The 18,548-nt window shown below is 35.6% G+C and carries 18 protein-coding genes and 1 riboswitch; of the genes, 2 read left to right on the plus strand and 16 right to left on the minus strand.

Annotated elements, in window-relative coordinates; genetic code table 11:
* Positions 1-82 precede the first annotated feature (82 nt).
* The 3 genes from kdpA to AB1279_RS15590 form a co-directional block, all read right to left on the minus strand.
* Entirely contained in the window at positions 83-1,750 is a 1,668-nt protein-coding gene (kdpA, locus tag AB1279_RS15580) for a potassium-transporting ATPase subunit KdpA (protein ID WP_429759754.1), read from the minus strand.
* 126 nt (positions 1,751-1,876) lie between these two features.
* Positions 1,877-2,016, minus strand: a riboswitch (cyclic di-AMP (ydaO/yuaA leader).
* A gap of 138 nt (positions 2,017-2,154) precedes the next feature.
* The gene (locus tag AB1279_RS15585; RefSeq protein ID WP_429759755.1) at positions 2,155-2,583 is read right to left on the minus strand and encodes a DUF3995 domain-containing protein; all 429 of its coding nucleotides are present in this window, start codon (positions 2,581-2,583) and stop codon (positions 2,155-2,157) included.
* Between the two features lie 306 nt (positions 2,584-2,889).
* A complete protein-coding gene (locus AB1279_RS15590; protein ID WP_429759756.1) occupies positions 2,890-4,119 on the minus strand; it encodes an MFS transporter in 1,230 nt (409 codons plus the stop codon).
* A 163-nt stretch (positions 4,120-4,282) separates the two neighbouring features.
* Here AB1279_RS15590 and AB1279_RS15595 point away from each other — a divergent pair, with 163 nt between their 5' ends.
* Positions 4,283-5,140: an MBL fold metallo-hydrolase gene (locus AB1279_RS15595; RefSeq protein WP_429759757.1), complete on the plus strand. Its 858-nt coding sequence runs from the start codon at positions 4,283-4,285 to the stop codon at positions 5,138-5,140.
* 169 nt (positions 5,141-5,309) lie between these two features.
* Positions 5,310-5,801 carry a YndM family protein gene (locus AB1279_RS15600; protein WP_429759758.1) on the plus strand — a complete coding sequence of 164 codons (492 nt, stop codon included), beginning with the start codon at positions 5,310-5,312 and terminating at the stop codon, positions 5,799-5,801.
* Positions 5,802-5,833: 32 nt separating this feature from the next.
* Here AB1279_RS15600 and AB1279_RS15605 read toward each other — a convergent pair whose 3' ends face one another.
* The 13 genes from AB1279_RS15605 to AB1279_RS15665 all read right to left on the minus strand — a co-directional run bounded on the left by AB1279_RS15605 (position 5,834) and on the right by AB1279_RS15665 (position 18,548).
* A complete protein-coding gene (locus tag AB1279_RS15605; protein ID WP_429759760.1) occupies positions 5,834-6,349 on the minus strand; it encodes a DUF3231 family protein in 516 nt (171 codons plus the stop codon).
* A gap of 316 nt (positions 6,350-6,665) precedes the next feature.
* On the minus strand, positions 6,666-6,878 hold the full coding sequence (locus tag AB1279_RS15610; protein ID WP_429759762.1) for a small, acid-soluble spore protein, alpha/beta type: 213 nt from the start codon (positions 6,876-6,878) through the stop codon (positions 6,666-6,668).
* Positions 6,879-7,235: 357 nt separating this feature from the next.
* Positions 7,236-8,564, minus strand: a complete 1,329-nt coding sequence (locus AB1279_RS15615) for an MATE family efflux transporter (protein WP_429761437.1) — start codon at positions 8,562-8,564, stop codon at positions 7,236-7,238.
* A gap of 63 nt (positions 8,565-8,627) precedes the next feature.
* Positions 8,628-8,984: a GIY-YIG nuclease family protein gene (locus tag AB1279_RS15620; protein WP_429750642.1), complete on the minus strand. Its 357-nt coding sequence runs from the start codon at positions 8,982-8,984 to the stop codon at positions 8,628-8,630.
* 234 nt (positions 8,985-9,218) lie between these two features.
* The gene (locus AB1279_RS15625) at positions 9,219-9,983 is read right to left on the minus strand and encodes a DUF2087 domain-containing protein (protein ID WP_429759763.1); all 765 of its coding nucleotides are present in this window, start codon (positions 9,981-9,983) and stop codon (positions 9,219-9,221) included.
* A 578-nt stretch (positions 9,984-10,561) separates the two neighbouring features.
* Entirely contained in the window at positions 10,562-11,260 is a 699-nt protein-coding gene (locus tag AB1279_RS15630; RefSeq protein WP_429759765.1) for an ABC transporter ATP-binding protein, read from the minus strand.
* Entirely contained in the window at positions 11,257-12,069 is an 813-nt protein-coding gene (locus AB1279_RS15635; RefSeq protein WP_429761439.1) for an ABC transporter permease, read from the minus strand. Before AB1279_RS15635 ends, AB1279_RS15630 begins: the two co-directional genes overlap by 4 nt.
* A 50-nt stretch (positions 12,070-12,119) precedes the next feature.
* Positions 12,120-12,638 (minus strand): nitrous oxide reductase accessory protein NosL, encoded by a 519-nt coding sequence (locus AB1279_RS15640; RefSeq protein ID WP_429759767.1) that lies wholly within the window; start codon positions 12,636-12,638, stop codon positions 12,120-12,122.
* Positions 12,635-13,912, minus strand: coding sequence for a right-handed parallel beta-helix repeat-containing protein (locus AB1279_RS15645; RefSeq protein WP_429759768.1), 1,278 nt, complete (start codon positions 13,910-13,912; stop codon positions 12,635-12,637). Before AB1279_RS15645 ends, AB1279_RS15640 begins: the two co-directional genes overlap by 4 nt.
* A gap of 188 nt (positions 13,913-14,100) precedes the next feature.
* Positions 14,101-15,489: a class II fumarate hydratase gene (gene fumC, locus AB1279_RS15650; protein ID WP_429759770.1), complete on the minus strand. Its 1,389-nt coding sequence runs from the start codon at positions 15,487-15,489 to the stop codon at positions 14,101-14,103.
* Between the two features lie 208 nt (positions 15,490-15,697).
* Positions 15,698-16,519 (minus strand): ABC transporter ATP-binding protein, encoded by an 822-nt coding sequence (locus AB1279_RS15655; RefSeq protein ID WP_429759772.1) that lies wholly within the window; start codon positions 16,517-16,519, stop codon positions 15,698-15,700.
* A gap of 23 nt (positions 16,520-16,542) precedes the next feature.
* Entirely contained in the window at positions 16,543-17,520 is a 978-nt protein-coding gene (locus AB1279_RS15660; RefSeq protein ID WP_429759773.1) for a FecCD family ABC transporter permease, read from the minus strand.
* The gene (locus AB1279_RS15665; protein WP_429759774.1) at positions 17,517-18,548 is read right to left on the minus strand and encodes a FecCD family ABC transporter permease; all 1,032 of its coding nucleotides are present in this window, start codon (positions 18,546-18,548) and stop codon (positions 17,517-17,519) included. Before AB1279_RS15665 ends, AB1279_RS15660 begins: the two co-directional genes overlap by 4 nt.

Below are 18,548 nucleotides of genomic sequence, written 5' to 3' on the forward strand. Positions count from 1 at the left end.
TACTATAATAAACCACATTAAAAATAACAAAGAAATTCATAACAAAAACGAGAGACTTATATGCCTCTCTCGTTTTACAACTTTATAATATTGTTAAAAATTCAGCAATTGGCCCAAGTACAAGTACTGGTAAAAATGTTAAAGCACCTACTACAAATATCGTTCCAAGTAAGATTCCTCCAAACAAGCGATTATCAGCTCGGAACGTACTAACAGTTTCAGGTACAATTTTTTTCTTTTTCATTCCAACTGCAACGGCAAGCATCGTAATGATACTGAAATAACGACCAATATACATGACAATACCTGTTGAAATATTCCAAAATGGTGTATTATCATTTAATCCCTCAAATCCAGAGCCATTATTTACAGCAGACGATGTATATTCATATATAACTTGTGTTATACCGTGAAAACCGGGATTCGAAATTGCATCTGTTCCGAAATGTGTTGAAAAGGCAATTGCTGCGGCTCCAAGAATGAGTAGTGGCTGGGATATAATCGTAATAGCAATTAATTTCATCTCTCTTCCTTCTAGTTTTTTATTAAGAAACTCCGGTGTACGTCCTACCATTAATCCAGCTAAAAATACTGCTATCATCGCATACATGATTACATTCATAAATCCAACTCCAATCCCGCCAAATACAGTTCCTAGAAGCATATTTACAAGCGGAATCATTCCCCCAATTGGTGTTAACGTATCATGTGTTGTATTTACGCCCCCTGTCCCTGAAGCGCTTGTAACAGTTGCATATAAAGCAGAAGATATCACGCCAAGACGCATTTCTTTTCCTTCCATATTTCCTTGAGAACTATCTATACCAATTTGATTTAACAGTGGATTCCCTTTCAATTCAGATATGGCAAGTATAGAAAATCCAATGATAAACAAAATCAACATCGATACAAAAAGCATCCGGCCTTGTTTCCTATTACCAACCATTCTTCCGTATACAAAAGGAAATGCCATTGGAATTAACATTTGCAGCATCATCTGGAGCACATTACTAATCATATTTGGATTTTCAAAAGGATGTGCTGAAACTGTTCCAAAAAAACCTCCGCCATTATCTCCAAGTTCTTTAATAGAAAGTAAAGACGCTACTGGTCCACGAGGAATTGCCTGCTCTGCCCCTTCCAACGTTTTTGCAATAATCGTGGAATCTAGTGTTTGCGGTGTTCCTAGCGCTAGAAAAATTAGCGATGTTACAAACGAAATTGGTAATAATACCCTTGTAATAGATTGAACAAAATCAACAAAGAAGTTACCAATTTTTTTACCTGCTAAGACGCGAATAAACGTAATACCAATTGCCATTGAAGTTGCAGGTGCTGCAAACATCATAAACGTTACCCCAGCCATTTGAGAGAAATAAGATAAATTACTTTCGCCCCCATAGTGTTGTAGATTAGCATTTGTCATAAACGTGATAGCTGTATGAAATGCTAATGTCGGCTCCATTCCTGAAACATGGTTTGGATTTAACGGCAACATTCCCTGTAATCGAAATATGGAATACACAACAAGTACGCAAAACAAATTTGTTATGATTAAGCAATACAAATAGTGCTTCCAGCTTTGACGATGTCCTTTAATTCCTGCGACTTTACACAAAAATTTTTCCAATGGACCGAATACCTTTTGGAATGGTCCATTTTGCTGAAAAACATTATATATGTGATCTCCCATTGGTTTTGCTACTAATACAAATAGACAAATTGTAATTAGACTTGTAAGCCCATTCATCCTTTTTCTCCCCTCTGTTTCTCCTACAATTATTTTTAATCATACGCATTATTATATTTTGTAAAATTTTACCATTTATAGAATGAAAGAAAACACTAGGTTGCACCTAGTGTTTTTTACACACAAGTCCCCCCTCTCAAAACGCTGACGAGGTTAGCTGTCGGATTCGGGCCTTGAGAGTAGCCCTACCTAAAAAGGATTCACCCCAAGTGACAAAGCACAAAATTGGTTCCCCCGCTCCTAAATGGATTAAGCGATATTCGGCTGTAAAATTTGCTATTTGTTTGATAATATACTCCTCTACATTCTCATTGTAAAGAGAGAAAACACAAAAAAACAAATTATTAAATAAATTCAAAAAAAAGAAAGAAACCCCTTATTGATGAAAGGTTTCCTTCCGTATACTAGCGACTATAAACCGCCACTACAAAAGAAAGTGCAATATACAAACAAAGCGGACTGTATAACCACGTATCATACACTGAAAATTTTGTTCCCTTTACCTTTTTAAAGATCCCAACATACTTCATATCACCAACTGCACGCAAAAAGAAAATTCCGGCTAGAATCATACATCCCCATTTTGTATAATGACTCGCATTCCAAAAAGACAAATATCTACTTTGAGCTAATAGAATCATAGCAAAACATAGAATGGCAAGTGCCACTACAAAAGTCCCTATTTTCCGCGGAACAAAAGCATATTCTCCGCTATCTTTTTTCATCGGAAGAACAACCTTACTTCCCCAAGCTCCACCACATCCCCAGTACATATGAATAAGGCTAATGAATACAAGGATACCAGCACATACAATGATTAAAAATGATGTCATTATATTTCCCCCCTACTTGCATCATTCTTTCTCCTCCATAATTTCTCTAACTTTTAGTAACTTACCTTCTATTTTTTTTGTTTAATAAGTACAAGTGTAAAATTTATCTCGCTACTTTTGGGCAGTAAGAGCCCGATTGGTGAGAGCTTTTCACTAGTGTGGGATGAATAGCCCCCACTGATGGAAGTTTTACTTTATATTTATCCCCTTTAATCAGCAGCGTATGCACCAAAAAAGGAAACATAACTTTACGTAAAATTATGCTTCCTTCTTTATTATGAAATGTACTCTTTAAAATTTGTATTTTTATTGGGCATTTTTTGGTTTAATACATATTAAAGATAATAAAGCTCCTACAAATGCTAAAAAAATTGACAAGTAAAATATATAATTATCCGGCCCTTTCATTAATACAGCAAATACCGGAGGGCCTGCGGCTACTCCTACAAATCGCATTGAGCTATAAAGAGATGTAATCGATCCTCTCTGTTCCTTCTCGATTCCTTCTGTTATTAGAGCATCTAAGCTAGGAAGAACAGCACCAATCCCAATTCCACTAATTACAAGACTTATTATAATGATGTAAATATTTTTAAAGAATATTGGAGTAATTAATGTTATTCCTAATAAGAAAAAACCAATACATATACACCACTTCATCATTATTTTCTTATCGCCAATCTTTTTTCCTGTTATATAAGAAGTAAGAGAAAGTGACGCTAACGGAATAGCTAATACGAAGCCTTTCCAAACGCCTTCTAAGTGATATCGCTTTTCTAAAATGGAAGATAAATAAAAAAGGACACCAAACAGAATGAACATAATAATGCCTCCAAGTGAAAAAATCGGAAAAAGCCAACGTCCTTTCTCGCATAAAATCAATTTTACATTTTGAAGAAAGATACGTAATGGAGGAGCTTCTTGTTTTTGTTTAGGCGGCTTCACAAAAAAGAAAATTAAAATGATGGATATTATACATAAAATCGGGATGAACCAAAAAGGAAGAAACCAAACAAACGAAGCTAGTAAGGATCCTAAAATTGGACTTAAAACCTTACCTAATGTATTCGATGTTTCGACTAGACCTAGGCCGCTGCTCACTTGTTTTTCATCTTGAAACATATCACCTACACAAGGAATAACAACAGGCATCGCTCCAGCTGAGCCAATTCCTTGAATGATCCTCCCTATTAAAATCCACGTATAAGGATTTTCAAGCTTCCATGATACCCAACCTGTAATAGCTCCCCCTATAGCTGCTATCAATAAACTAGGTATAATTACTTTCTTTCTTCCCCACTTATCAGATAAATAACCCGCTATAGGAATTAAAATAATAGCAACAATAGAATAAACGGTAATGATAAGAGAAACTTGAAAATCATTAATATCTAATTTCTTTTCAATTAATGGAAGTATAGGGATTAACATGGAGTTTCCAAGTGTCATAACTAAAGGAACAGATGAAAGGGCCCACAAGCTCCATTTTTCTTTTTTGTCCATATGTGTAATATCTTCACTCCTTAAAGGCTGCATTTCAACAATATAATTTTAATTTTTAATACTAACGTTACTATTCCCAACGCCTATGTTTATATTGCACGAATATATAAAGTAAATTGTTAAAATCATTTGGAAAGTTATACTTTTTTAGTAAGTCCACATAATAAAGAGAAAATGTACAAAGGGGGGATCTCTTATGGAAGAAAAATTAAATCAAGAATTAAAAAGTAGTTTTGACAATACAATATTGCCTTTAACTTCTCTTACTAGCGGAAAGAGTATAGAAGTTGCACCTCATATCTATTGTTTATGTATAAAAATTGTAAATGTATGTTTTGTAGGAAATCCTTCAAAAACAAATGAATGGATATTAATTGATACAGGAATGCCAAAATCAGCAAATCTAATTACGGAATTTGCAGAGGAAAAATTCGGGAAGGACACAAAACCAAAAGCAATAATATTAACACATGGTCATTTTGATCATGTTGGTTCTGTAGTTGAGTTAGTAAAAAAGTGGAATGTACCCGTTTATGCACATACGTTAGAAATCCCCTTTTTAACTGGTAAAAAAGATTATCCAGAACCAGATGGATCCGTAGAAGGAGGATTTGTAGCCAAAATCTCCCCTTTGTTTCCAAACGAAGGAATTAATTTAGGTGAGTATATACATGAATTACCTTTAGATGGAAGCATTCCCGATATACCTGAATGGCGTTGGATACATACGCCTGGGCATACCCCTGGACACATTTCCCTATTCCGAAATACAGATAACTTCCTAATTGCCGGAGATGCATTTGTTACTGTAAAACAAGACTCATTATATAAAGTTTTAACTCAAGAAAAAGAAATGAGTGGGCCACCTAGATATCTTACTACCGATTGGCAAAAAGCTTGGGACTCAGTAAAAAAACTTCAGGAATTAAAACCTAAAGCTGTAATTACAGGGCACGGCCTTCCTATGTTTGGAAAAGAGTTGGAGGATAGTTTACAGCGTCTAGTAATGAAATTTGACAAAATCGCCATTCCTGACTACGGAAAATATATTTAAAGTAAAACTGATTGTGCTTTATAAAGGCACAATCAGTTTTTTATTTAACTTATACATTGATTTTACGCTTATAAATTCCAGTATTTTTTTAAAATTATCAACACACTCTAACATAGAGTTCTGGAAATGAAAAAAATTTTTTATTGCTACATGAAAGTGGGGGATACTAATGAAACATATTGTTGCTTTATTAATTAAATATACCGCTATTAGTGCTATATTACTCATAATATTAGGTGTATTTCAAGGCATTTCGACTCCTAGAATATTATTTATTTCATTAATAATTACAGGGGCAGCCTATTTAATAGGAGATCTATTCATCTTACCTAAGTATGGAAATACCGTTGCTACAATTGCCGATTTTGGTTTAAGCTTTTTTGGAATCTGGGTATTAACCTATCTTCTTACAAGTATCTCTCCAATTCGAAACATTACCGCAGCTTCATTTTGGACAGCTTTTCTTATTGGTGCGGCAGAAATATTTTTTCATATCTATATGAAAAAATTAGTTTTATATACAGATGATAATTCACAGCAATCATCTGTACGCCGTGATATGTATGCTACTGAGTTTTCAGATGAGTATATAGACCATTCCACAATGCCAAAAGTCAATTTATCTGAAAAAAGAAAAGATATAGATGATGAATTGGAATAAAAAAAGTGGCTTTGAGCCACTTTTTTATTTTGTTAAGCTTGTTCAGAATTTCGAACGTGTAACGGCGGAGGAATTACCCAGCCTTTCTTTTTACTTAAACGCAGCAATGCTGCCCCAGCTTGTGCTTTTTTCATATGAAATTGTCCAAATAGCATGCCTACATCTTCTCGAAGGCATTTCCCCATAATTTGGCTACAAGTTACTAGTCCTGCAGCAAGACCTGCAGAAACAGCCGCTGCAATTTCTGCATCATTAATGCGAGCACCAGGCGGAATATCCTCAATAGATGCAACAGGTCTTTCTGGAGGCGCTGGCGGTAAAGCCACTCCATTTACCTTCAAAAGAGACTTTAATTCTTCTGTTTCAGAAATCATATCGTTTTCAATTAGATTCTCTAAAAATTTCTTCAAATCTTCATCGCCTGTATGATTCATATATACTTGATGTCCAGCAATCGCTCCCTGCGTCGTAAGAAGATAACTCCAAATATCAAATACTTCTCCATAATGCAAAGGCTCATTCTGAGGATTACCACTTAATACACCCATTTTACGATACCCTCCTATAGAAAATATTATAATAAAAATTCTTTTAAGTATTAAAAATAAACTTTTAAGTATGTTTGTTCTGGCAAAAGAGTTCTTGTAATTCATGGGAAACACCTTACCCATAATTAATACGTTTTGTTGCTTACACTAGAGTTTTCCAATATAATATTCGAAGTTGATTAAAGATTATTAACGATCTTTGAGTAAGTATGTGATTATTATGAGGATTTTCCTTACTAAGATACATATACATAAAGAAAATATATAGGATATACATGCTTTAGCTTACTGTATTTTATTATGTTTTTAACTAAAATTAACGGGTAAATCCACCACTAAGGTGTTGTTCTGCTAATGTTACTAAACGTTTTGTAATTTCACCACCAACAGATCCATTTGCACGAGCTGTTGTGTCTGCACCAAGCTGCACACCAAACTCTTGTGCAATTTCATATTTCATTTGATCAATTGCATTTTCTGCTCCTTGAATTACTATTTGATTACGACTTCTACTATTATTATTTGTCATGTTGTATCACCTCCTATATTTTTAATATGCTACCAATCATAAAAAACAAGTATTCCTTTTTATGGATATTTATTCGGACTAAATCACTACACTTTAACCAAAAACATATAAAGTAAAACTTCCATAAATAAGGGATTCCTTCATCCATCACTAATAGAAAGCCTACCCAATCGAACATATACCAGCAGTTATCTCCCACCTCTCTTCTTCGATCTTTTCTCAATCTCAAGATAGAATTTTATTGCTCAAAACAGCGGGATGAAAAATCCCCTCCAGATAAGCAATCTAGAAGGGGTCTTTTGTTCACATCATTATTTTTGTATCTTATTTCTATTAGCACCCATTGATACCAAACTTTTAGCTGATAAGACGTGTAATTCGCTTCTTCTTCCACGACAATCGATAATATCCATATTGTAAAAGTAAGCTCACAATAAATGCAGCTGGATATCCAATCCATATTCCTTTTATCCCAAGGCTCGTATGATACGACAGGAAATAGGCCACTGGAACTTCCACACCCCAAATCGATATAACCGCAAAAATAGTGGGCCACAATACAGTTCCACTCGCACGCATTGTCGCACCAATAATTTGCGCATGACCGAAAATTAAGTAACTCCATAACGTAATCATAATGAGACTATGTGCAATATCAATTGTACTCTGACTCGTTAAAAAGAGTGCTAAAATTTCTTTTGAGAACAAATAAATAAAAGAGATTAATATTCCTCCAATTACATAGTTCATAATAAGTCCCGCTCGGATTACTTTTTGCAGGCGATCAAATTGATTTGCTCCAATGGACTGCGCTGCAAATATGGAAACAGTGATCCCAAGACTAACCGCTGGCATCTGTACATAACTTGCTACTTGGTTTACTACTCCGTACGCCGCAGTTGCGTCTGATCCGAAGCGATTTACAAAGGAAATAACGGCAATCTCTGATAATGAAACGAGTATCATATTAATACTTGCTGGGATACCAAGACGTAATAACAATTTTAACAAGTCCCAATCCATGCGAAGATACTTTCGAACTGTTGCATCAAATTGCAATGGATGTTTCGTTTTTCTTAAATAAACTAACAGAATAGTAAATGTAACAATTGTTGATATAACAGAAGCATATGCTGCACCGTATACACCAAGTTTCGGCAGGCCTAACCAGCCAAAAATAAGAATAGGTAATAATGCCATATTTAGTCCTGTACTAACAATTAAAAAATAAAATGGTGTTTTAGAGTCCCCTGTCCCGCGCATAAATGTTGTATAGGCAAAGTACAAAAATAGTACTGGCATGGAAATAAACAAAACTCGTGCATAGTGAACACTTATATTAATAATATTTTCTGGCGTACCAACCAAGCGCATAATATCCATTGCGAACATACTACCCACTACCGCTAAAATCGCTCCAAGTACAAACGTAAATGTTAACGTTGTACCGACAATGGCCTTTAAACGCTCTTCATTCCGGGCCCCAAAAGCCTGACCAATTAAAATCGAGCTACCAGAACCAATCCCAATTACAAATGAAATGAGTAGAAAAAACAACGGAAAGAAAGCCGAAATAGCAGCTAAATCATTAATACCAAGCCAACGTCCCACTACTACCATACCAAACAACTGTCCAAGCGACTGCAATACATTACTTAAAAGTAAAGGAATGAGAAACATAGACATAGAACGCCATATTGGTTTACTTTCTGTTCCTTCTTCATTTATTTTCAAATTTCATCTCCCCTTTTATCGAGATGCTTCGCGGTTATATCCACGCTCTCCATATGGCTTTAAACTCTCTAACCATTTCTCTTCTAGTTTCTTCAATTCTTCTTTTTCGTTAAAATATCCAGTATCTTTCTTTTTCAACACTTCTAATACTTCAAACTCAAAAGCATCTGCCCCGTATTCCTTCCAATCATCTTGCAATGCCTTATTCGTATGAGAACCCATATTAAGTAAAAGTCGTCTTCCACTCATAGTTTTTAAGTTCCCCGTACTCTCTACATACACTTTTCCGTTTTTCATATTCTTAATACAGTAAATTCCAGATTCTATTTCTGTTTCTTTATACAGTTGTTTTAATTCTTCTCTTCTATTCAATTTCCTTTCTCCTTTCACTTTATCTATATATATCTTTTCGCCATCTAAGTCACTGGTATGTTGAATTCAACAGGACCGCTACTTGGCTACTTGCTCGCTCCTTTTGTTTAAAACCTGGCATGTAGTAGAAAAAGGCCCTGACCGCTTCTATGCATGGCCAGATGCTCTCGCCCATCTAAAAAGAAAGAAGGTTTTCATGTCGATTTTTTAATTTGTATTGATCTACATTATTCTCTATAATTTCACCCAGTACTGACTTCCATCTGATGTTCTATCAAGGAAACCATATTCAATTAAGTATCTTCTTAACGTGACATAATCAGGATATACATTTTCTAAAATCTCATTAACTTCTTTTTCTGTATATTTTTGATTACTATCAAACTTTTTCACTAAATGTTTCAAAATAATTAATTTTCGCTTTTGTTTCTTCGGAAATGTAGAAAGCGGTCCGTCTAATCCTTCTGTAAAATGTGATTTTAAAACTTCTTCATTCTCTGCTTCTGTAATGTTATACCGTTGATCAACCATCGTAGCTGTACGGTGAATAGGGAGAAATTTAGATTGATTCGTCGCCTTTTCTTCTGACAACTCCATAAGCGCAAGAAACACCTTTGCTTGCTTCATCTTCTCTCTTAATGTAAAACGATGATTCCGAATTGTTGATGTGCTTCCACCGTCCATTTCCTTCACAATTTCTTTATCATTTAGACCCATATGAAAGAACTGTATCATCTTCTTCTGCAAGTCTGTTAAACCTGTTAACTTCTTATCTAATGCTAATAAATAGTCGAACATAGAAGTATGTTCATTTGCGATATGAAGCTGCGCAAACTTCTCTGCTTCATAAAAAACATTTTGCTCTTGATAAATAATACCTTTCACAAATCTAGCTCCGCACGCTAAACAAATGTATTCTTCAGTTTCCTTCTCAAATACATATCCTTTTTTCAATTCTTCTACTGAAGCATTCCAAAACCATTCCGAAATATCATTCATGCTAAACAATCCCCTAAAAAGTTTATTTTAAAAACAAACAAATTATGATTTAGTTTATTTTCATTTATAATATCACAACAAAAACAAACATTTCAACGTATCGTTTGCCTATTTTCAAACAAAAATAAATAACGTTTATGTTTTATAAATATCAAAAGGAAATTTCATGCCTTTTGATATTTATAAAACAACATTTCTATCAATGTAGTCTTACTACCCTCGAGTAGCTGGATAAACAAATACAATTTTTGTTTACATTTGCACACGAAAAAACAACAAATAGGACTAGCTATCATGCTAGTCCTATTTCTCATTATCGTTATTAAACTTTTCTTTTTTTCTCAATTAACTTGAGCATAATGAAAACAACTACTGTAGATAGGAAGACGAAGAATAATTGAAGATAGTCTAAATGAAATGATTGGTTGGAGTTGTCTAAAACTAACGCTACAACGCTCATCCACTCCGACTTATTGGACATACACAACTCTGTAAATAAATATGTTTACCTTACTTCAAATGTCCTTATTTTACCAAAAAGATTTTATTTTTTTCTGTGGTATAAAATTATTTCGGTTTCATCCCTGTCGGTGCAATTGTAACAAGTGCAGTGTTTTCTCCTCTTTACTTCCTTTATGTTCAATGCGCTTTGTCACAATCCCATCTTTCATAAACAAAATACAATCCCCTATCTCCGCTGCCACATCCATCATATGTGTTGAAAAAATAACAATTGTCCCCTCCTTCTTGATGTCCTGTAAAACCTCGACGAATGCATTGACCCAAAATGGATCCAAACCATTTGTTGGTTCATCTAATAATAATAGTTTCGGTTTCCCTAACAACGCTTGTCCAAATACTAAGCGTTGCCGCATGCCCTTCGATAAATGTTTTACAAGTTCATTCCTTTTTTCAACCAGACCTATCTTTTCTAAAATCTCTTTTATTTGTTTTTGACTTGCCTTTCGTAACACACCATAAAAAGAAAGAAACTCCTGCACTGTCATCATTTCCTGTGCATGGAAGTCATCCGGCATATATCCAATTTGCGACACGTAGGCATTTCTCTTTTCATGAAGAGTAACACCATTCAATACAATTGTCCCTTCTGTCGGCATTGAAATACCTGCCAAGATATGAAGAAGTGTACTTTTTCCTGCACCATTCCCGCCGCATAGTACGATGCATGTTCCTCCATCTACTTGAATTGAAAAGTGAGAAAGTGCTTGTTTTGTCTTATATTGCTTTGAAACCTTTGAAACTTGCAAAAGTGTCATTGCATTTTTCTCCTTTCTAGCTTCCATGCGGAGAGAGCAAATCCTAAAATCATGTACAGCAATGTATACAAAATGAGCACTCCCCATGCCGCCCCGGATTGTAAGAAAGTGATTAGGGCATCGTATGCTTCTCCAAATATTGCACCACCGCCTAATTGAACAACAAATACGATGCGAAGCAATTCAGCTGGATTGATAAACAAAGCTATTTTTAGAAGCACAGCAATCATCGGATACGGAACAAAGCTAAGAACAGCGATAAGCGCAGTTGGCCAAATCATAATGAAGAAAAACCACACCCCTACAGATATCGTTAGTGCCTGCCATCTTGTTACGACAAAAGAACCTATCACGAAACCGATTATTAGGAAGAAAAGCATTAATACTATTGAGAATACATAAAGAGCCAGCACCCATTTGATAGATAACGCACTTCCATTAATTAGGCCAATTATGAGACTTATACCATAACTAAGTGTGAAAATAATGAGCTGCGCTGTAAGTTGTCCGAATGCTTTTCCCATTACGTAAGCAACACTAGAAACGGGATACGTACTTAATAACGGCCACTGTCCGTTTTCCATTTCATTCGCAACAGAAAAAGAACTGATAATCAGCATAAATAACGGTATAATATACAGCACTAAATTCGCCATTGTACCTGTCATATTTGTGTATCCTGTTATTGTAGGTGTATTTCGCTCTAGTAAAAATAATAAAGACAAAACACTCGTCCATAGGATTACAAATGTATAAGATGAACGTTGTCTTATCGTGATCCGCCACTCAGATTGCCAAATGTGCCACATACAATCCCTCTTTCCGTAAAAAAAGACAACCGGAACGGTTGTCCTTTTTATTAATGTGAATGATTCATATCCTTTTTCTTTCCATTCTCTTCTTTTATTTTCATCATCATATCCATGTTCTTTTTCCATTCATGCTTTTCCAAATCTTTTGCAGCTAACACTTCACCTTTATTTTTAGATATAAAGCTTTCCGCATCTTTTTTATCTTTAAAAGAAATCACATTATAAGCCATCGGTGTTTTAATATCTTTGTCATAAACATAAGTCGCTTTCTCTACTTCAACCCACTCTTTTGTATTGTAATCACGTACAAATTTTGCTTGCAACTCTTCATTCTTGTTTTTATCCATCCATTTGTACATACAGCCAATATCATCAAATTTTAATGATTTACCGTTTTCAAGAATTACTTCTGTTCCGAATTGATCCTTCGTCACAGCCATATTACAATTGGCACATTTATCAGTTTTCTCGTCAATTGCTACTGGCTTAACTTCCTTTTTCCCGCAGCCAACTACTGTCAATAAAAGAGCTGCAACTATTGTAATAAGTAAACCTTTCCATTTCATCTTTTTTTCCTCCCAATTTTAAATAAAGTGATACTTATTGCTAACATACTCACACTAATCATTCCGATTTGCATCTTAAATGAAGAATTGTTTTCTACCTTCTTACCTCTAATTGTCATCGCAGGTTCATAATCAGTTAAAACTTGATTTTCAGGACTTTTCAATAATGTTTGGAGTACAAGCATACCAGGTGCTTGGAAAAACAACTGATATTCAGGGACTTCATTTGTTAGTGTTAGAAAAAATGGATCTGCTCTGTATGGTATGCTGCTCATACCATTTCCCTTTGTATCCAGTTTCAAGGATGCGTCCCAATAATTATGTATAATTTTGTTTCCATTGCTGTTTATCGCTTGAGACTCATTTACATTTCCGATAAAGACATTGTCAGACACATTATTTTCATTCGCATTTTTAAATTGCATGCCAATAAAATTCCCGTTTACTTCATTATCTGAAATACGGTTGTTATTCGCATTTTCCACATACATTCCAACACGATTATAAGAAATTCGATTATCAATCGCTTCTGTTTTCTCTGTATCGTACAGCAATAATCCCTGTGCATTGACATTACGGTTATTAAAACTGAAGTCATTCTTTTTAATTGTTGTTTCTTTTGTTCCCATCACCATAGCCCCTGTAATATTGTGATGAGACTTGTTATTCTGTACGGTAATGTGATTAGAAAACATAATATGTACGCCATAACGAGAATTTCTGATAACATTTTGAGTTACTCGGTTAAAATGACTATTTTCTATATAAATGCCATCTCTTACTCTATCAATCTCGACTCCTTGAATCATATTATTATTTGATTCCCATAAATCGATTCCGTTTCCTTTAGAATCTCCTCTAATAAAACTATCTTCTACAACCGTATCACTGGCCTCGTTACATTTAATTCCAAACTGCTTCGTGTAGATTCGCAGATTGTGCAACCTATGATTCTTACCAGTGACACGAATCGCTTCCGTGTCTTTCACATTGCTGCATTGTTCTACCTTTATATGCTTCAATGTGACAGATTGTCCTCTTATCGTAATAGCAGGATCTTTACTACAAGAACGAACGGTAACCTCCCCCGTTCCTTCCAAGGTAATTGGCCTTGAAAGAACGATTGTTTCATTATAAATACCATTTGGGATTTTTACGATTCCATATTCAGGAGCAGCGTTAATTTGAGATTGTAGCGTATCTTGTGCGTGAGTATGTAATGACAAACTCAAAAACAGTATACAAAAGAGAAAAAAAACTCGAGTTATTTTCATATAGCAATCCCTTTTTCTTATTAATTAAGTCGACCTACATGAAGGATAACAAACAATTGTGTGGAATTTATGAAGTAATTTTGTATTTTTTAACAAAAAAGAGAACTTTTGTACTTATTCGATCTCATGATAAACAAAAAATAATAGGATCCCCTCGCGAGAATCCTATCCTTTATAGAGCATTTCATTCATTCCTTCGGCTCAATCATTTTCCTCGGATCTACAATTTCATCAAATTGTTCCTCTGTTAATAATCCTGATTGCATTGCTGCCTCTTTCAATGTTAATCCTTCTTTATGTGCATGCTTCGCAATTTTCGCTGCATTTTCATAACCGATATGTGGGTTTAAGGCTGTTACAAGCATTAACGAGTTATTTAAGTGCTGCCCAATAATTTCTTCATTTGCTTCAATACCTACTGCACAATGATCGTTAAATGAAACAATTGCATCTGCTAATAATCTAGCTGATTGCAAAAAGTTATACGCAATAACCGGTTTAAAGACGTTTAATTCGAAGTTTCCTTGACTTGCCGCAAAGCCAATTGTTGCATCATTTCCCATTATTTGCGCTGCAACCATCGTTAAAGCTTCACTTTGTGTTGGATTTACTTTCCCTGGCATAATAGAGCTCCCTGGCTCGTTTGCTGGAATCGTAATTTCACCAAGACCACTGCGCGGACCACTTGCAAGCCAACGTACATCGTTTGCAATCTTCATTAAGTCAGCAGCTAACGCTTTTAAGGCACCGTGCGTATAGACAACTTCATCATGACTTGTTAACGCATGAAATTTATTTGGCGCTGATACAAATTGTTTGCCTGTAAAATTACTAATTTCTCCTGCAACCATATCACCAAATTTCGGATGAGCATTAATCCCTGTTCCAACCGCAGTACCACCAATTGCGAGTTCTTTCATATATGTACTGCTTTCAATAATCATCCGTTCTGTTTTTTCAAGCATACGATGCCAGCCGCTTACTTCTTGTCCTAACGTTAACGGCGTCGCATCCTGTAAATGAGTACGACCAATTTTAATAATATGTGAAAATGCGTTTATTTTTTCTTTTAGGGTTTCTTTTAATTTTTCTACTGCCGGTAATACTTGTTCTTCTACTGCAATAACACAAGCAACGTGAAGTGCTGTTGGAAACGTATCATTTGAACTTTGGGACATGTTCACATCATCATTTGGATGAATATGCCCCTCAAGTCCTTTTTCTTTTAAAATTTGATTCCCGCGGTTTGCGATTACTTCATTCACATTCATGTTAGACTGTGTACCACTTCCTGTTTGCCAAACAACAAGTGGAAAATGTGTATCCCATTTTCCTGCTAAAATTTCATCCGCCGCCGCTACAATTGCAGTTGCTTTTTCTTCTGATAACTTTCCTAATTTTTGATTACTAATCGCTGCACCTTTCTTTAAAATTGCAAATGCCCGCACAATCTCAAGAGGCATACGTTCTATACCAATCGGAAAGTTTTCCTTACTTCGCTGCGTTTGCGCTGCCCATAATTTATCAGCTGGAACTTTCATTTCTCCTAATGTATCTCTTTCCATTCTGTACTTCATTTTTTCATCCCCTTAGAATATAATACCTTCTTTTTTATTTTACTAAAAATATCAATAAATAATAAATATTACCATTAAAGATGAAAGTCATTGATTGTTTTCTATAGCTTCTATCTTAAACCAGGCTATGCCCTGCACGTTTTGGAAATGGAATTTCCTTGCCAATTTTCCGATAAAAAACTGTTGAGAAACAATTCTCAACAGTTTTTTATCCAACAATTCTTTCTTCTTGTTTTTCTTTTTCCTCAGAGAGTAAAGCATACGGTGTACACATATACGTCATGGCAACTGGATCATATATAACACGCGCTCTCACACCAAACACTGTTTCAAACAGCTCATCATTTAATACATCTTTTGGTGCGCCTTCCATTGCTTTATTTCCATCTTTAATCGCAACAAGGTGATGTGCATATTTGGCCGCGTGATTTAAATCATGTACAACCATTACGACAGTTCGATTTTCTTCTTCATTTAATTTTTTCAATAGCTCTAGTATTTCTAACTGATGGGCCATATCTAAATATGTTGTCGGTTCATCTAATAGCAATAACTCTGTATTTTGCGCAAGCGCCATCGCAATCCAAACACGTTGACGCTGTCCGCCTGACAATTCATCTAGTGTACGTTCTATAAATTGATTCATTCCAGTTACTTCAAGCGCCCAAGTAACCATTTCATAATCTTTCTCTGTTCGTTTTCCAAGTAATCGTTGATGCGGATAACGGCCATGCCAAACAAGTCCTTCTACTGTTAACCCTTCCGGTGCTGTCGGAGATTGTGGTAAAATGGCTAATTTCTTTGCTACTTCTTTTGTTGGCATCGTATGAATTGTTTTTCCATCTAAGTATACATGCCCCTTTGTTGGCTGCAGCAACCGCGCTAATGATTTTAAAATCGTTGACTTTCCACATCCATTTCGACCAACAAGTGCTGTAATTTTTCCTTCTGGAATATGTAAATCAAGATGATTAATAATTGTTTGATCTCCGTACGTAAGCTCCAATTGTTTTGTATGTAAACTTGTCATCTTGTTCACTCCTTATTTTTTATTTATGCTGTTTTTCTAATTACCAGTAAATATATAAAATACGGTGCTCCAATAAGTGCTGTTATAATTCCAGCTGGTATTTCAATTGGCGGAATAATAATTCTCCCTACCATATCTGCACCGGTAACAAGCAATGCCCCGAGCAATGCAGACACTGGCAAAAACAACCTACTGTCTGAGCCAACAAGCAGCCGTGCTGCATGCGAAATAACAAGTCCTACAAAACCAATTGTACCTGCTACCGCTACTGAGCTTGCCGCTAAACCAACTGCTACACCGATAAGCACAAGACGAACAACATCAATACGCATTCCTAAACCCTTAACAATTTCTTCATTTAATAATAAAAGATTAATTTGTTTATAACTCATAAATATAATTACCGCACCAATCAAGGTCCATGGCCATAGCATTTCAACATGTTGCCAAGACCTTGCATATAAACTTCCTTTTAACCATACGAGAGCTTGTGAGGAATCAAGTGCAAATTTCACAATAATAAACGTAATGAGCGCATGTAAACCCGCAGAAATTGCAACGCCGCATAGTGCAAGACGCTCCGGCCTCACTCCTCCTTTTTGATACGATAAAGCATATACTAGTAAACTCGCAAGCATTGCCCCGACAAATGCAGCAATAGGGAGCATAATTGGCGGTACATTTGGAAACATAAGCAACATCATAACAGCTGCTAATCCTCCGCCAGCAGAAATCCCAATAATGTCAGGTGCAGCAAGTGGATTACGTGTAACACTTTGTAAAATGGACCCTGATAATGCCATGTTAATTCCAACTAAAATCGCTATGACAAGACGTGGTAAACGATATTTTATTACAACACCTTTCCCTGTTATCATTCCTTCTATAATGTCAGCAATTGGTGTTGGCACAGCCCCAAGACGTAAACTAAGTAGAGCAACTGCAATTAACAATATAATCCCTACTATCATAATAATCGTAAATCGGCCAAACTTCTTCATTTGACAGCACCTCGCTTTCTTCTCATTAAATAGATGAAGAACGGTGTGCCTAAGAGTGCAGTTATAACGCCAACTGGTGTATCAGCTGGATAAGAAACCCACTGCGCTGCAAAATCTGCTATGACAAGAAGGTTTGCACCGAGCAATGCTGAAAATGGTAAAATAATTCGATAATCTTGACCGACCAGTTTTCTCGCAACATGCGGAACGATGAGTCCAATAAACCCAATTGGTCCCGCTACCGCAACCGCACTACCAACAAGAAGAACAATTAAAAACGCAAATATTCGCCGAATACGAAGAACGTTTATACCAAGTCCACGTGCAGTCTCTTCACCAAGAGATAAAATGTTCAATTGATTTGCTAGAAAAAAAATAATGATTGTAACAGGAACTGCCGATACTAACATCATTTTTATATCTAGCCAATTTGCTCCTGATAACTTCCCAGCCATCCAATATAAAATTTCTGTTAGTTGCGTTTCATATAATAAAATTGCTCCAGTTGTTAATGATCCAAGAAATAGACTAACTGCAATGCCCGCAAGCACAAGACGTGAAGGTGTATATTCACCGCGAAACGCTAATGAATAAATAACGCTGCCGCCTACTGCGGCCCCAAGAAAAGCTGCTAGTAAAATAACGAAAGTCGCATCCTTCTCTCCAAACACTAAAAGGGCAATCACAACAAAACAAGAAGCCCCTTGATTTACTCCCATAATTTCAGGATCTGATAAAGGATTCCGTGTAATCCCTTGTAATAGACATCCCGCTACGGCTAACGCTGCTCCAAGTAGAGCTCCTAATAGTACACGCGGCACACGTACTTGCCAAACAGTATAGTAAATTAAATTTTTTGTATCTATTGCAAATACTTCTGATATGTTATGAAATGATAATCCTTTTACGCGAAATAATGCGGAGAGGGCTCCAAACATTACTAATAGTAGAAAAAAGAAGATAAATTGCAAAGTAGAAGAAGCATACGGACTTGGTGCCCGTCTGCTTCTAATTTGTATATGATACAA

The sequence above is a fragment of the Bacillus sp. S14(2024) genome (assembly GCF_050473785.1).
Taxonomy (GTDB): domain Bacteria; phylum Bacillota; class Bacilli; order Bacillales; family Bacillaceae_G; genus Bacillus_A; species Bacillus_A yunxiaonensis.

Bases quoted from the DNA above. Each gene is read 5' to 3' on its own strand.
- kdpA (WP_429759754.1), bottom strand. From the start codon at position 1,750: ATGAATGGGCTTACAAGTCTAATTACAATTTGTCTATTTGTATTAGTA.
- AB1279_RS15585 (WP_429759755.1), bottom strand. From the start codon at position 2,583: ATGACATCATTTTTAATCATTGTATGTGCTGGTATCCTTGTATTCATT.
- AB1279_RS15590 (WP_429759756.1), bottom strand. From the start codon at position 4,119: ATGCAGCCTTTAAGGAGTGAAGATATTACACATATGGACAAAAAAGAA.
- AB1279_RS15595 (WP_429759757.1), top strand. From the start codon at position 4,283: ATGGAAGAAAAATTAAATCAAGAATTAAAAAGTAGTTTTGACAATACA.
- AB1279_RS15600 (WP_429759758.1), top strand. From the start codon at position 5,310: ATGAAACATATTGTTGCTTTATTAATTAAATATACCGCTATTAGTGCT.
- AB1279_RS15605 (WP_429759760.1), bottom strand. From the start codon at position 6,349: ATGGGTGTATTAAGTGGTAATCCTCAGAATGAGCCTTTGCATTATGGA.
- AB1279_RS15610 (WP_429759762.1), bottom strand. From the start codon at position 6,878: ATGACAAATAATAATAGTAGAAGTCGTAATCAAATAGTAATTCAAGGA.
- AB1279_RS15615 (WP_429761437.1), bottom strand. From the start codon at position 8,564: ATGTCTATGTTTCTCATTCCTTTACTTTTAAGTAATGTATTGCAGTCG.
- AB1279_RS15625 (WP_429759763.1), bottom strand. From the start codon at position 9,983: ATGAATGATATTTCGGAATGGTTTTGGAATGCTTCAGTAGAAGAATTG.
- AB1279_RS15630 (WP_429759765.1), bottom strand. From the start codon at position 11,260: ATGACACTTTTGCAAGTTTCAAAGGTTTCAAAGCAATATAAGACAAAA.
- AB1279_RS15635 (WP_429761439.1), bottom strand. From the start codon at position 12,069: ATGTGGCACATTTGGCAATCTGAGTGGCGGATCACGATAAGACAACGT.
- AB1279_RS15640 (WP_429759767.1), bottom strand. From the start codon at position 12,638: ATGAAATGGAAAGGTTTACTTATTACAATAGTTGCAGCTCTTTTATTG.
- AB1279_RS15645 (WP_429759768.1), bottom strand. From the start codon at position 13,912: ATGAAAATAACTCGAGTTTTTTTTCTCTTTTGTATACTGTTTTTGAGT.
- fumC (WP_429759770.1), bottom strand. From the start codon at position 15,489: ATGAAGTACAGAATGGAAAGAGATACATTAGGAGAAATGAAAGTTCCA.
- AB1279_RS15655 (WP_429759772.1), bottom strand. From the start codon at position 16,519: ATGACAAGTTTACATACAAAACAATTGGAGCTTACGTACGGAGATCAA.
- AB1279_RS15660 (WP_429759773.1), bottom strand. From the start codon at position 17,520: ATGAAGAAGTTTGGCCGATTTACGATTATTATGATAGTAGGGATTATA.